The 14361-nt window shown below is 52.7% G+C and carries 11 protein-coding genes; 1 reads left to right on the top strand and 10 read right to left on the bottom strand.

Annotated features, from left to right (window positions below):
- Positions 1–2: 2 nt before the first annotated feature.
- From ACN0VD_RS04400 to ACN0VD_RS04370, 7 genes are all read right to left on the bottom strand, one after another.
- Entirely contained in the window at positions 3–1625 is a 1623-nt protein-coding gene (locus tag ACN0VD_RS04400; protein WP_417592021.1) for an aldo/keto reductase, read from the bottom strand.
- Positions 1622–2773, bottom strand: coding sequence for a UDP-4-amino-4,6-dideoxy-N-acetyl-beta-L-altrosamine transaminase (pseC, locus tag ACN0VD_RS04395; protein WP_417592019.1), 1152 nt, complete (start codon positions 2771–2773; stop codon positions 1622–1624). The genes ACN0VD_RS04400 and pseC overlap by 4 nt, the downstream gene beginning before the upstream one ends.
- Complete coding sequence (gene pseB, locus ACN0VD_RS04390; RefSeq protein ID WP_417592017.1) at positions 2773–3771, bottom strand: UDP-N-acetylglucosamine 4,6-dehydratase (inverting); 999 nt, start codon at positions 3769–3771, stop codon at positions 2773–2775. The genes pseC and pseB overlap by 1 nt, the downstream gene beginning before the upstream one ends.
- Before the next feature lie 39 nt (positions 3772–3810).
- Positions 3811–5082 carry a UDP-N-acetyl-D-mannosamine dehydrogenase gene (wecC, locus tag ACN0VD_RS04385; RefSeq protein WP_417592015.1) on the bottom strand — a complete coding sequence of 424 codons (1272 nt, stop codon included), beginning with the start codon at positions 5080–5082 and terminating at the stop codon, positions 3811–3813.
- On the bottom strand, positions 5083–6231 hold the full coding sequence (gene wecB, locus ACN0VD_RS04380) for a non-hydrolyzing UDP-N-acetylglucosamine 2-epimerase (RefSeq protein WP_417592013.1): 1149 nt from the start codon (positions 6229–6231) through the stop codon (positions 5083–5085).
- 2 nt (positions 6232–6233) lie between these two features.
- Complete coding sequence (locus tag ACN0VD_RS04375) at positions 6234–6614, bottom strand: MarR family EPS-associated transcriptional regulator (protein WP_417592011.1); 381 nt, start codon at positions 6612–6614, stop codon at positions 6234–6236.
- Between the two features lie 334 nt (positions 6615–6948).
- A complete protein-coding gene (locus tag ACN0VD_RS04370) occupies positions 6949–8373 on the bottom strand; it encodes a hypothetical protein (RefSeq protein ID WP_417592009.1) in 1425 nt (474 codons plus the stop codon).
- Between the two features lie 145 nt (positions 8374–8518).
- Here ACN0VD_RS04370 and ACN0VD_RS04365 point away from each other — a divergent pair, with 145 nt between their 5' ends.
- On the top strand, positions 8519–9814 hold the full coding sequence (locus ACN0VD_RS04365) for a lipopolysaccharide biosynthesis protein (RefSeq protein WP_417592007.1): 1296 nt from the start codon (positions 8519–8521) through the stop codon (positions 9812–9814).
- 50 nt (positions 9815–9864) lie between these two features.
- On the opposite strand, the gene ACN0VD_RS04360 is transcribed toward ACN0VD_RS04365, so the two are convergent.
- The 3 genes from ACN0VD_RS04360 to ACN0VD_RS04350 all read right to left on the bottom strand — a co-directional run bounded on the left by ACN0VD_RS04360 (position 9865) and on the right by ACN0VD_RS04350 (position 14357).
- Positions 9865–11421 (bottom strand): hypothetical protein, encoded by a 1557-nt coding sequence (locus ACN0VD_RS04360; protein ID WP_417592005.1) that lies wholly within the window; start codon positions 11419–11421, stop codon positions 9865–9867.
- A 294-nt stretch (positions 11422–11715) separates the two neighbouring features.
- Positions 11716–12531, bottom strand: coding sequence for a TIGR03084 family metal-binding protein (locus ACN0VD_RS04355; protein WP_417592003.1), 816 nt, complete (start codon positions 12529–12531; stop codon positions 11716–11718).
- A gap of 11 nt (positions 12532–12542) precedes the next feature.
- On the bottom strand, positions 12543–14357 hold the full coding sequence (locus ACN0VD_RS04350; RefSeq protein ID WP_417592001.1) for an acyclic terpene utilization AtuA family protein: 1815 nt from the start codon (positions 14355–14357) through the stop codon (positions 12543–12545).
- Positions 14358–14361 lie beyond the last annotated feature (4 nt).

Genomic DNA, 14361 nt, shown 5'->3' with positions numbered 1-14361 from the left:
TATTAGGCTGCCTTCCAGTTGGCTGGATTAAGTGTGTTGTCGTCAACCCGGGGGCGTTCGTTATTTACAAGGCTGATATCCGACTGTTCCAAAACAGGTTTGCGGAAATATTGCAAATTCTGGTGGAGTTGGTCGATATTGTCGACGCCGACGACGACGCCGTCAATCCAGGGTTGAGACCGTGCCCACGCCAGACAAAGATCAATCCTGTCGGTCCGGCCAGTTTGTTGCATCATGCTATCTAGCCAGCGGCCTATAGCGCCGTGGTCCGTGATATGCGCGCGCGCCCATAAATCACTGTCGTTTGATGTCAACAAACCCTGAAGCAAGGCGCTTCGGATATGGATTTTCAAGGGTCTGGCGTCGCGCGCCGCGAGAATGGCCGGAACCATTTCCTCCCAGCGATGATCGAGAATGTTGTAAGGCATCTGCACATGATCGACATCGCCGTTATCTAGTGCTTGCCTCAGTTCGTCTGCCGACTGGACCGACACACCGATCGATTCCACCGTGCCGTTATCTTTCATCTGCATCAAGGATGACCAGATGGCGCCACCTAAAGCCGTCATCTGATTGGCGCGATGAAGCAGTAGGCAGTCGAGCTTTGGCTGTCCCAAAGCCAGACAAGAGGCCTGAATCGAATTGCGCACGGCCAGTTCGACCGCATAGTCGGCCGCATCGTCCGGGAGTCCCAGTTCGGGTGGGAGCTTCGTCACAACCGAAGCGCGGTCTTCCCAGCCGGTTGCAAGCGCTTTTCCAATGACTTTCTCGCTCTCGCCATAGGCTCGTGCGGTATCGATCGTTGATGCCCCATTGGCAATCGCGGTTTTGATAATATGAGTGCTGCGAGCCTGGTCAGGTTGCCCTGCAGACACGATACCATATGGCATTCCGAACTGTGCGCCGCCCAGAACAAATTTTTCAGCCGGCCGGGGGGATGTTGGCTGATATAACCCGTGATCTACCAAGCCGACAATATCAGCCCATGGTATTGAAACGGGATCCTGTGTGTCAGGAAAAATTTTTTGCAGGGACAGATAGTCATCCAGCGTGTCTACCGTGACACGGTTGTGGCCGCGCGCCAGTTTTGTGAACTGGGTCGTCATTGTCGCACCGAAGGCCCTTTTGAGCCAGGGGGTGACATGTTCGCGATCAAAGCTGGAATCTGTTTCAACATTTGCTTGCCGCAAATCAGCAAGATAGAAAATCTCGGCGCTCAGGCCATAGGGTAACCCGGTTTCTGCGGATGCCGTACCAAGATAACGAAGGCGGCGCTCTTTGAATTCGTTGAGCAGCAAGTCTAGAAAAGAGCCGTCGGGGACGATATTATCACCCGTCAAACGTACCACCGGCGTGTCATCCGGATATTCGGCGAGCGCGCTTACGAAACGTTGCAGTACATTATCAAGCGGCCCACGAAAAACCTCGATCCCATGGTCGGCGCATGTTTGCGCCAGATGATCGTCGGCCGGGTCATCCGACGTGGCAACAATAACCGCATGGCCTGTAGACGCTGCGCGTTTTGCCGCTAAAATCGCCAGTGGCAGCCCATGAAAATCCAGCAACGCTTTCGCGGGCAACCGAGATGATCCCGTTCTCGCCTGCAACACAGCAACCGTGGTCATTTGGCTGTGCAATCTTTTATCGCTTGGATCACAATGTCCCGATCAGCGGGTTCAATGGTGGGGTACAATGGTATACTGATCGCGCGGGAATAATAATTCTCAGCAATCGGGAATTGACCTTCAGCAAATCCTAGATTGCGATAATAGGGTTGAAGATGCACGGGAATATAGTGAAGGTTTACCCCAATATTCCGCGCCTTGAGGCCTTCGAAAACCGTAACGTGACGGTCGGCATCGTCCAGTTGAATAATGTAAAGGTGGAAGGAGGAATAACAATCTTTCAAACGCACCGGCGTCTTCAACGGCAAGTCACGCAATTCCTGATCATAATATTCTGCCAGCAGGTTCCGTTGGCGGACATATTCTTCCAACCGAGACATTTGTGAAAGTCCCAGTACGGCCTGCAGTTCTGTCATCCGGTAGTTAAATCCCAGATCTATCTGTTCATAATACCACGGCCCGTCAGGCGCTTTGGTCATGCGGTCCGGATCGCGGGTAATACCGTGGCTGCGCAATAATGCCATTTTTTCGGCGAGCAAAGCATCCTGTGTGACCGCCATGCCGCCTTCTGCCGAGGTAATGATTTTGACCGGATGGAAGCTGAACACCGTAATATCGCTATGGGCACAATCGCCGATCGGGCGACCCTGATATTTCCCTCCGATAGCGTGGGAGGCGTCCTCAATAACCGCAACGCCATATTGCCGCGCCAATGCTCCGATGGCGGCCATGTCACAGGACTGACCGCACATATGCACCGGAATTATTATTTTCGGCAGGGTACCGGATTTGGCTGCCTCTTCCAGTTTCTCCGCGAGTTTGACGGGACACATGTTAAACGTGTCCGGATCAATATCGACAAAATCTACGTCAGCCCCGCAATATAGTGCGCAGTTGGCCGAAGCGACAAATGTAATCGGGCTGGTCCACAGCATATCGCCGGGCCCGAGATCCAAGGCCAGACAGGCTATATGTAATGCAGATGTAGCACTATTGACCGCGATACCATGTGCTGCGCCGACAAAATCGGTGAGCCGGTGTTCAAATTCAGGGTTTTTGGGGCCTTGCGTCAAAAAATCAGATTGCAATACCTCGACCACGGCATCGATATCCTCTTGCCGGATGTCTTGTCTGCCGTAGGGAATCATCAGATCACCCCGATCTTGGCTTGGTTGGCTTTGATCCAGACTTGAAGCTGTTCCGAAGTCATCCATTCACTGTTATTGTCACTAGAATATGTGAAGTTTTCGTCCACAGGAACGCCATCCTTTATGCGTTCAGGCGAAACGTTCCAGTCATTGATTGAAGGCAATATTTTGAAATGCTGTGCATATTCATAAGTGAACATCGCATCTTCGACGCCAATCATCTGTTCATGCAATTTTTCGCCAGGCCGGATTCCGACCACATCCTGCTTGGCTTCCGGGGCGACAACTGTTGCAATGTCCGGCACTCTCATGGACGGTATTTTTTTGACGTAAATTTCGCCTCCAACCATATCGTCAAACGCGTGCCAGACCAATTCCACGCCCTGCTCAAGCGAAATCATGAACCGTGTCATACGGGGATCGGTTATCGGCAAGACACCCCCGTCCCGGATTGACATGAAAAACGGTATCACTGACCCTCGCGAGCCCATGACATTGCCGTATCGAACGACAGAAAAAGTAGTGCCATGTTCCCCCGAATAGGCATTGCCTGACACAAATAACTTGTCCGATGCGAGCTTGGTGGCTCCGTAAAGGTTGACCGGACTTGATGCTTTGTCCGTGGATAGGGCAACGACCTTTTTCACGCCCTTGTCGATACATGCGTCGATTAAATGCATGGCGCCATGGATATTGGTCTTGATGCATTCAAACGGATTATATTCAGCCGTCGGAACGATTTTGGTCGCTGCAGCATGGACCACATAGTCTACGCCATCAAGGGCGCGATATAAACGGTCCCTATCCCTGACATCGCCGATAAAAAACCGAACTCTGGGATCATTTTCAAATTTCTTTGCCATGTCCCACTGTTTCATTTCATCACGAGACAGAATGATCAGCTTTTTCGGATTATATTTTTCGAGCGTCATTGGCACGAATGCGTGTCCGAATGACCCGGTCCCGCCGGTTATGAGGATCGTACTATTTTCAAGCATTATAATTTTCCTGTTCTTGATGAGATGGCAAGATGTGGACTACGCCCACACGCCTCGCGTATCCAAAATTCTACCGCTTGGCGGCTCTGTTGCGTAAAATTCGTTGTGGTCGACGAGCATGAGATGAATATCTGCATTTTCGCGCGCGCTCGCAAGATTGCTAAACTCTGCATTACCGATGACAGGCCTATCGCGATCTTCAAGATTGGGTTCAACCACCAATAGCTTTCCTGGAAATCTATTGGCAAGATCGGATACGATGTTGAGCGCGGGACTCTCTCGGAGGTCATCAATATTGGGTTTGAAAGCGATTCCGTAACAGGCAACAGTTACTTCACGCGCTGTCAGATCTGGCTGCGCTTGCAAGAGATCGGCAAGCATCTGATCAAACTTTTCCAATACCCAGTTCGGTTTGTAATCGTTGACAATGCGGGCGGTCCGGATCAGCTTGGCCTCATCTGGAGCTGAACTGACGATAAACCAAGGATCGACGGCTATGCAATGGCCGCCAACACCTGGACCAGGCTGTAACACCTGTACCCTGGGATGGCGATTTGCCAATTCGATCAACTCCCAAACGTTGATCCCGAGGCGGTCGCAAACCATCGACAGTTCATTGGCAAAAGCGATATTAACGTCCCGAAAACTGTTCTCGGTGAGCTTTGCCAACTCGGCAACGCGGGGCCCCGAAGCGATGACGCATTCTCCGGCAACAAAATTTTTGTAAAGCAACAGAGCTTGTGCCGAACATGTCGGCGTCATGCCACCGATGACACGGTCGTTGGTGATCAGTTCACGCATGACTTTCCCTGGCAGCACTCGTTCCGGGCAATGCGCAATCCGTATATCCGATTTATCACCGGCCTGCTGAGGAAAAGTGAGGTCGGGCCGCGCTTCGGCCAACCATTGAGCCATGGCTTCGGTCGCGCCGATGGGGGAGGTGGATTCCAGGACGACCAAATTCCCCGGTTCGAGGACTTTGGCAATTGCGCGGCTTGCAGCCTCTACATAAGAAAGGTCCGGGTCGTGATTTTCGCCACGAAATGGTGTGGGAACAGCGATCAGAAAAGCTTGGGCGGCTTCTACCGTCGTGGTGGCCCGCAGATAGCCTTCCTGAACAGCAGCGTGTACGACCATATCGAGATCGGGCTCAACAATATGAATCCTGCCTTCGTTGATGATCGCAACGGTTTCGGAGTTAACATCCACGCCTACAACTTCTATTTTGCGCGAGGCAAACATTGCTGCGGTCGGGAGGCCGATATAGCCCAGCCCTACCACCGAAATTCGACTAAAATCCTTATCACTCATTTATTCGGCAGCTTTCCTTTGCGCGCATTCGGCGGCATATTGTTCAACTATAGCTCTTATCTTTAGCGCAGCCTTCCCATCACCATAGGGATTGTGCGCGCGTGACATCGATTCATATATGGCTTGATCGTCCAGGAGTTTGGCGACTTCTTGTTTGATTAGATCGACGTTTGTCCCGACCAGTTTCACCGTACCTGCGCCGACAGCTTCAGGCCTTTCGGTTGTATCGCGCATGACAAGGACCGGTTTGCCAAGGGAGGGAGCCTCTTCCTGCACGCCGCCGGAATCCGTCAGGATGATATCTGCTTTGCGCATCAGATGTACAAAGGGAAGATAATCCTGTGGAGGAATGAGGCGCACATTCGGCAGCGTACCCAGGCTTTCCTGAACCGGCCCGCTTACATTGGGGTTAAGATGTACTGGATAGATGATTTGTATATCCGGACGTTTGGCAAGATCAGCAAGGGCCCTGCAAATACGCTCGAACCCGCCACCAAAACTCTCACGACGGTGTCCGGTTACCAGGATTATGCGCTTGTCAGCGGCAAGGCCAAAAGACTCATCAAAAGCGGTGCTTTGATCCGGATCGTTCTCAAGCATCTGTACGACGTCGAGTAGCGCATCAATGACGGTGTTTCCAGTGACGTGAATAGTGCTATCGCACACCCCTTCTGCAAGTAAATTCTGTCGGGAACCAGCTGTGGGAGCAAAGTGCAGATGGGCAATTTTCCCCGTAACACAACGGTTTATTTCTTCAGGCCAAGGCGAGTAGATATCTCCCGTTCGCAGTCCTGCTTCAACATGTCCGACTGGAATTCGCTGGTAATATGCAGCCAGTGATGTTGTAAGAGTTGTGGTGGTATCACCGTGTACAAGTACCAAATCCGGTTGCGTCACCTCCAACACTGACTTCAAACCGTCAAGTATGCCAGTAGTAATTTCGGTAAGCCCTTGACCCGGTTTCATGATATTGAGGTCATGATCCGGAACAATTGAAAACAAATCCAGTACCTGATCCAACATCTCTCGATGTTGGCCAGTTACACATACAAGCACTTCCATATCTGAAGCTTGCTTAAGCGCTTTAATGACGGGCGCCATCTTTATAGCTTCTGGCCGTGTACCAAAAACAAACAATACTTTAAACAAGGCTACACCCTTCCCCATGACTCGCTGTCTCCTTGAGCCAGCTCTGTCTGTAGAGACCTAATCTCGGCTTTTATCGTTTCATACTCAATCTTTTTGCGTTGCAGAAACCGACCGGCAAGAAATGTCTTTTCGGACATACCCTTTGGCGTCAAAATATACGCATATCCACGTTTGTTGCGTGTAGACGAGAAGTTGCCAAGTTTAATGAGGCCTCGATCAACCAGCGCTTTTACGCAGTAATTAACGCTCCCCAATCCAATGCCCACGGCTTTCGCCAGATCGCGTTGACTCATATCAGGGTTATTCTCAAGCAATTTCAGGAGGCGATATCTGACATCTTCGTGCTGTTTGCGGTCATGCTCCGTCACCGGTGAAATTCGCATATCATTTACTATGCCTCGACAAAATATAAAAGCTGACCTGCCAACGATTGTTTCCGACTTGGACAATGGCTGTGCAAAAACGGGGGGATGTCCTGTCTGTTCAATTCTGAACGGTAGTATGAAGATGGGGCGCTAGCAACCCAAAGAAATTTTTTATATAGTCAGAACTCCGCATAAAATGCACCGATTGGCTCGGAGCCAAGTTATTTCCGATACGCAGGGAAATGATGCAGGAAGATGCAACCCTTCTTCGGCCTTTGCACGGGGTCAGGACGGGAACATTCCAACAGTCGATGATTACCCGCTTTCTGATGCAATGGCGTGCCACCCGCTCTCAGTCTGGATTGGGGCTGAGGTGGCGCAGGATTATCTTTGCTGCTTTACGCTCCAACTGTTCGGCATCAGAGCGATAGGAGGCATCGTAATCCTTCATTATGCGTGGCCAGTCTGGGCGTGTGTAGAATGCCCGGATCATGGGATAAAGATCGTCGGACCAGTTTTTGACCTCACAAACGAGCCGACTTTGAACGAACCCGCAATAATCGTGATTCAGCCCATCAAGAGCGTCAAGATAAGCCACCGGTCGTCCTCCGCGCAATATATTCATTGCTACGCCGCTGTTGCCGCACAAGATCAGATCGCAGGCAGCGATCTCGTCCTCAAGGGGATTTCCTATAGTGATTTCAACATTTTTATATTTTGCCGCCAGATCTGAGAAGTCGGACTTCAGCAGCGCTACAGGATGGTTGCGGATCAGAATATTCAGGTCGGGACGGCTGTCGCTTATCGCAGTGACGAGCTTCTCGACGGATTTGGAGCACGTCAGCGCGGTCAGAAAAATCCCGACGGTACGGATCTCGTCGCGCCATTCCATGGGACGAGCCGTTCCAGGTTGACCGATTAGCGCTACATCCGCGTTGCAGCGGCTTTTCTGTTCATAGGTAGACCGGATTGCGTCGCCATAAAAAACCCCGCAATCGGCAAGCACAGGAGGGACCATGGCGCCGTTCGCCGGAACGGGCGCGTGATTGACGTAAACGACCTTCCGGCCCGCCGCATGAGCGGCCGCCGCTAAGCCAAGGGCCTCTGGACTGTAGTTACTCGCAATGATGGCCGCATGTAGTCCGGGATGTCGGGCGAAGAGCCGGGAGAACCATATATAATAGGCCAGACCGCTGGCAATTCGAGCCGATGGCATGAAGTTGTAGGATCGTGCAAGCCGTGAAAGAAATGGAAACACCCGTAGCGCAGCACCAACCATGCTCATGGTGGTGCGCAACTGGCCGCGCCCGAATATATTACGCCAATTTGGCGACAATATCATGATCCGCTTGCCGGGTATTAATGCGACCAAACGACTGATAGCATTTTGTTCATTGTGAAAGTTCGAAATTGCGACAGCTTCATGATGATCATGGTCGAACCTTCCAAGCGAAAGGACGCATTTTAGCATAAAGGCAAGCAGCACGAGGGGCTGCATGACCTTGGCCCCAGCCTTGGCGTAAAGAGCATCGACCAACCGGTAGACCATATTCTTATTCTTTATCTCCGCGAAAACAGCACCACGGGCTGAGGATGTTTCCATACGGCGAATGATTCCCAGCGCGGTGGCGAGATCATATCTGTCCTCACGAAAATCGACATCGGGATCAGACGTTGTCTGAATCCCGGCCTTCAACTCTGCCACAACCGCAGAATTGGCTTCGGACTCGAATGCTGTCCCGGTCCGTTTCAAACCAAATATTGCCTGTCGCCCCATGACGCCCCCATTTATTTACTACAATCGCCCGGCCCGCTTCTTTGTTCGCGAGATTGGAGCGACATATCGCAGGCAATTGTTAATAAATTGGGTTTAAGCCTTGTTAACCATCGACGTTTTGCAAAAACATGAGCGAATTAATATAATGATGCAGATCAAACGAAGAGCATTGGAATTGAAAGGGAAAGCCTTTCTGGCGGTACAATCGCTCTTCTACGCAATCGCGAACAGCATAGAAGCACTCGTGCCATTATTGCTTGCTCCTATTCTCACACGGATATTAGCCCCTGCGGAATACGGGATATGGGTACTTTTCATCACCTATGCGACCTTCTTGCGTCCGATCGTCGGCTTGACCACGCAGGATGCGATCCGGATGCGATTTTACGATTTTGACCAGAAGCAACTGGATCAGTTTACGCACACCGCTTTGTTCGTCATGATATTGATGGCGGTTGGCGTTTCGACGCTGACGTTTATTTTCCGTGATGTTTTGGCTACGCTCGCCAAGTTTCCCGCAGACTGGCTCGTCAGTGTCGTCGTCGCGGCGCTTCTTTTCGAGGTCTTTTATACGGCGCTTGCGCTTCACCAGTTTCACAACCGGCGTAGGGCGTTTCTCATGACTCAGGTCATACAGGCGGTCCTCAGTATTTCCCTGATTTCGGCATTTTTGCTGGGAGGCTGGGATTGGCGTGGGGTGATCCTTGGCAGAATTTTAGGAATGACGACCGCCATCCTGATTTCTCTTTGGGCATTGGGGTATCGCCCGTCATTTTTCTTTCGCCTGCCGCCCCGCTCTTTCTACCGTGACATTGCGAAATTTGGCATCATCTATTGGCCTTCAGGGATGGTGATCATGGCTGTTGCGATGACTGACAAAGTGGTGGCAGCCCATTATCTTGGGGTCTCTGCCAGCGCAATGTACGGGGTTGCCGCGCTGTTCGCTTCGGCTTTTTGGGTTATCAATCACAGTTTCGTAATGGCGTGGACTCCCTGGTTGTTCCGGAAGCTTAAGGTTGTGCAATCCGAAGGGCTCGGCGAAGTTCTTTCGGTTTCAATGCTATATTTCCTTTTTGCAGCAATCGCTGGCCTGAGCTTCTATCTGGTATCACTTTATGTTGCGCCAATCCTGTTGGGTGAAGCATTTCACAGTGCCATTCCGCTCATTCGCTACATCATGGTCGCGATCGTTCTGCAGGGGTTTTTCATGCACAACATGAAGTTTCTCCATTTCGACAAGGATATCAGAGTTATGTCACTTTGCAGTGCGCTGACTATCGCGTTGAATATCTGGCTCAGCATTCTATGGGCACCGACCATGGGCATCCATGGCATCATGCTTGGCACTATAGCCGCCTTCGGCCTGACTTTCCTGATCAGTGGATCGATCGTGCTTGCACGCTACATCAAACCCCGCGAGGCAGCTGAATCCGCGGTCTGAAAATCAGCATTTTTGGTGGATTGTCCGGCGTACCGGCAAGTATCGCTGCTCTATCGGGCGCGGACATAATAAGTGAATTTAACCCTGTCGCCATCGTATGCTGCTACCGGACGATAGTTTTTGAGGAAGGTGTTGAACCTCGGTTGTTCTGAAAAGACATGAATCCAGTCTATATCAATATGGCGTAGAGGCCAGCGGTAGGTTCGGTCCAGGATCAGCACATCGGGGGGCATGTCTTCCCATAGCCGCATCATCTGATCATATAGCATCAATCGTCCTGGATCATCGAGCTTAACCGGCGGAGTCTTGCCGACTAATTCCATTTTGTCGAAAGGCTTTAATTCGGCCGCTACATAGGCGATGTTCATCATCGGATTCCAGCGGAGCGCATCATGAGAAGCAAGATATTGATTATAAGGAGAAGGATGCATGGTCAGGACTGCGACCCGCTTTGCTGCCACCGTTCTTCCATCATTCTCAAGCGCCTGTTCTAGTTCTGCAGATTGCTCTTGATAGATGCGTGTATTCAGAAACTGGACAGCTACGGGCAGCAAGATCAGCAGCGCCACGGCGATATTGATAAACCAACGAAATTGTCGCGCTGCGATCCACCACCATGCAATATATGCCATAGTGATCGGCAATAAATGATGCGAATACCATCGTTCCTGCGACCAGGCCGCAAGCGCTGCCGCAATCACGGTGACACAAGCGATTGCGATCAATCTTTTCGGGATTCGAAAATAGCATGAAGCGATCAGCATAAGGATCGCGGGCATCAAGTTCTCGGCCAATTTTAGCCAATTCTGGTTGCGGTCGAGGAGATTGGCATCGATTGTGCCCATCATTGCGCCGATAACCTCACGCTGGTACGGGTCCAAGCCGAGCCAGAAGAAGAGATATAAAAAGACGACTATGCCCGCCGTGACGTTTTCGATCCGGAAGAGTGAAAATAGTCGGCGCTCTATAAGAGAATCGGTGATTTCGACCAGCAAGACGACGACGGCGTAAAAAGTCTTGAAAAGTAGCGTCGCGCCCATCCAAAGGCCCAGGACCATCCGCAGTCGCCAGCCAATCCGGGTCCCGTCTTGGTCCGAAAATCGAAGAACCAGATAGGGCCAGAGCCCCAGCACGACCATATGCTCGCGCAATCCGAAGACATTCTTGAACAGGATTGGTATAATGACGAGCACCGCCACGGATGAAATGAAAAAGAGCGGCGAAGCACCGACTGTTGCGCGCCGGATTTGGAAAGCGAGGCCGGCCCCGAAAAGTACCATTATATCGGTCATTGCGATGACCACGAGATCGAGCCGTAGCCCGGTGAGGCTACTTAAGTGAGCGGCAAGCGAGAACCAGAACTTTTCGGCCGGCGGGAAGTAAATGCTGTAATCACGAAAGGACTCGCCGAGTGTGACAGCCAAACGCCCTGACAGCGCGCTTCCCCCCAAGTCTTGATGTACTGAATAGCTGAAACCGTAAAATAGCAATGTGCTGGCAAAGACAAATATTGCGACAGCACCGAACAATTGTAGATCCGATGCCACCGACGTGGTCCCAGGGCTTGTTCCACTCTGCTGTTTCAGCGGTATCTTTCCGTCCAACATACAAAAACCTGACCCACTAACGGACACACTGATCTATCGAGATATCCGGCACTTGCAAGTGCCTAGGATTTAGCGGCTCGAAAACGGCGCTGGTTTTCGATCTGCCCCCGTCTGAACAGGCGAGTTACTCTTTTGGATTTGGATTGCCAAGTATCATATAAAAGCGACGGTTCTTTTCAGGCTGTCTCTCAACTCCGACCCGACGGACCTGTCATATAGCCATGCCTATGTCGCAATCATGCCCAAAGTTCACAGACAAATTGACATGAGGACGGCGTTTCTCTCGCTGCCTTGTCATCCCGTCGCCATGGTGCGCGTTCCCTTGGCCGGTGGGGTTTCCGGGCCACCAGCGAAACATTGCGCAATTTCCATCCATTGACGGGCGGTCGCACCGATCGTCTCGAGAGATGTGTCGTCAATATTGCGGGTCTGGGTCACGACCTGGGAAAATTCGACTGCGCTGCCGCGAACGACATTATCTTCCTGTGGATCATTCCATTCCCAGACGGTGCCCGACGGCGCGGTCAGCTGGACGAAGGGTTTGGGCGCGGGCGGTTCCTGACGGCGATTGCGGAAGGTCCAGCCATAAGTGGTGATGCCAAGATGGGCGATATTGCGGATGCGGTCACCGTCGGGACGCTCCTTGCCCAAAATGTCGAATATCTCCTGACCGTGCGACCACGTCTCCATCTGGCGGGCGATGATTTTCGACTTCGTGGTCATATCGGGACCGGCCCAGGCGACACGGCGTTCCGGGTCGGCTTCGCCATAAGCGGCCGCGAGCTTTGGATAATAATCGCAATAGGCATCGAACAGAGCTTTGCCGCGGATCCCGCCGGCATTTGCATCGAGCCATTCATATTGCACTTCGACATGGCCCTTGCCGGTTTTGAAAGCGCCCATGATATCGCGGATAAACTGTTTGAAGGCATCCGGGTCCTGCAGAGTCATCAGGGCGGCTGCGTTCCAGATATGCAGATGGCCGATGACATCCTCGATAGTCCAGTTCTTGAACTGGGTGACTGTGGCAAAGAGATCATCCCCGGCATCGGCGAGCACGGCTGCGAGCGTATCGCTCTCGTCTTTGAAATCCTGGGCTTCCTGCATCATCGAGATATTCCTTATTGATCGCCCAGCTTATCGGCCAGCGCAGCCGGTATGGCAACAGGATGAGCCAGTAATATCTGGCCATAGCCTTTGCCCTGGGCGTCGTTTCTTATGCTCGCCATACCGCCGCCGCCGAGTATTGTGTCGATCAGGAAATTGATCGCGTGGGAGCCCGGCAGGCTATATTTCTCGACTTTGGCTGCATCGGCACCGCCTTCGATAAAATGGCCAAAATGTTCAGCCACGGAATCCGGAGTCAGAGCTGCCCAGATATAGGGAAGATAGGCGGGGTCGCGCGCGATTACGCCGATATTGGCCTTATTGCCTTTGTCACCAGAGCGGGCCCAGGCCAACCGGATCAGCGGTACATTGGTAACGGCATCTTGTCCGTCCGGCGCTTGTGGAGGCTGTGGCCGCTGGATGGCAGAGGAATCAAAAGTCACGCCGTCGGCGTCCTGAAACGCGATTGTCTTGCCGTCGACATCAATCTCGACGGGCAGCGCCTTTTTTGGCGTGAGATAGGAAAACAGCCGCACGACGGGGGACGGTTTTGCCCGCGCTCCGGAAAAGCCGCTGAGCCCCGGCGGGGTTGCAAGGCCTAGGCCGGTGAGTTCGCGGAGCAATATGCCAATCGCTGCCGCTTCGCTATGCTTGGCCGCGATCTTGGCAACGACTTCGCGGGGTTCACGGCTTGGCGCAAAATCACCAAACTGACTTCCTGCGCCGATGATCTCGATACTGGTCTCGCTATAGTCGCCGAGATTGTGGCCGCGCAGGATATTATTGGCGCGGACAAGGACATTGTCGCAGAATTTCTGTGCTTTTCTGGCGGCGTCAAAGCCGTAAAAGCTTACCGATGTCCCGCCGCGAAAACCCTCGCCATAGGTCAGGCAAGTCTTGTAATGGTCGGGTGCCGGATATCCCTGTGCGGGTGAAACGAGGACCATATCCGGGCCGGTCTGGACAATCTCGACATTCGAGAAATCACAGACAACGTCGGGCAGCATATAGGCCTGCGGATCGCCGATTTCATAGAGCATCTGTTCCGAAACCGTGCCTACAGTCACACAGCCGCCGGTGCATTCGGGTTTGCTGACCGTGAACGACCCGTCAGCGGAAATGGCGCCAATCGGGTAGCCGATATTGGATATATCGCCGGCGTCTTCCCAATCGGTATAATTGCCACCGGTCGCTTGCGGTCCGCATTCGAGCAGGTGACCCGCGAGGCTGCCACTTGCGAGCAGATCATAGTCGCTTGTGGTCCAGCCAAATTCGTGGATACAGGCGCCGAGAGTCACTGCGCTGTCGACGCAGCGGCCGGTGATCACGATATCCGCACCCTCTGCCAGCGCGCGCGCAATGGGGAACGCTCCGAGATAGGCGTTGATGCTGGCGATTTTGTTTTTGTCCGGAAAGGCCGAACCGGTGAACATTTCGGTTGGTGCCTTGGCGGCGATTGCGTCCAGATCGGCCAGCAAATTGTCGCCGGTGATCACAGCAACTTTGAGATCCAGTCCTTGCTCCTTGATCAGAGCGCGGGCCGCTTCGCCGCAAGACGCCGGGTTGACCCCGCCGGCATTGGCGATGACCTTCACCCCTTGCGCGGCAATGGCTTTGGCATGCGGCTTCAGGACCGCGCTGATGAAATCGCCGGCAAAGCCTGCGGTCGGATCCTTGGCATGGGCGCGGGCCATGATCGACATGGTGATCTCGGCGAGATAATCATAGACAAGATAATCCACGCCCGCACCGAGCAGCTGCGGAGTGGCCATGGCGCTTTCGCCCCAGAAACCACTCGCGCCGCCAATGCGGATTAGCTTGTCCTCCACTTGC

The sequence above is a fragment of the Parasphingorhabdus sp. genome, from assembly GCF_048267785.1.
Lineage (GTDB): Bacteria > Pseudomonadota > Alphaproteobacteria > Sphingomonadales > Sphingomonadaceae > Parasphingorhabdus.
Note: the sequence above shows the minus strand (reverse complement) of the source record. Positions and strands in the feature narration are given on the sequence as shown.

Coding starts and splice junctions, on each gene's coding strand:
- wecC (WP_417592015.1), bottom strand. CDS start 5,082: ATGAGTGATAAGGATTTTAGTCGAATTTCGGTGGTAGGGCTGGGCTAT.
- ACN0VD_RS04400 (WP_417592021.1), bottom strand. CDS start 1,625: ATGACCACGGTTGCTGTGTTGCAGGCGAGAACGGGATCATCTCGGTTG.
- pseC (WP_417592019.1), bottom strand. CDS start 2,773: ATGATTCCCTACGGCAGACAAGACATCCGGCAAGAGGATATCGATGCC.
- ACN0VD_RS04370 (WP_417592009.1), bottom strand. CDS start 8,373: ATGGGGCGACAGGCAATATTTGGTTTGAAACGGACCGGGACAGCATTC.
- ACN0VD_RS04365 (WP_417592007.1), top strand. CDS start 8,519: ATGATGCAGATCAAACGAAGAGCATTGGAATTGAAAGGGAAAGCCTTT.
- ACN0VD_RS04375 (WP_417592011.1), bottom strand. CDS start 6,614: ATGCGAATTTCACCGGTGACGGAGCATGACCGCAAACAGCACGAAGAT.
- ACN0VD_RS04360 (WP_417592005.1), bottom strand. CDS start 11,421: ATGTTGGACGGAAAGATACCGCTGAAACAGCAGAGTGGAACAAGCCCT.
- pseB (WP_417592017.1), bottom strand. CDS start 3,771: ATGCTTGAAAATAGTACGATCCTCATAACCGGCGGGACCGGGTCATTC.
- ACN0VD_RS04355 (WP_417592003.1), bottom strand. CDS start 12,531: ATGATGCAGGAAGCCCAGGATTTCAAAGACGAGAGCGATACGCTCGCA.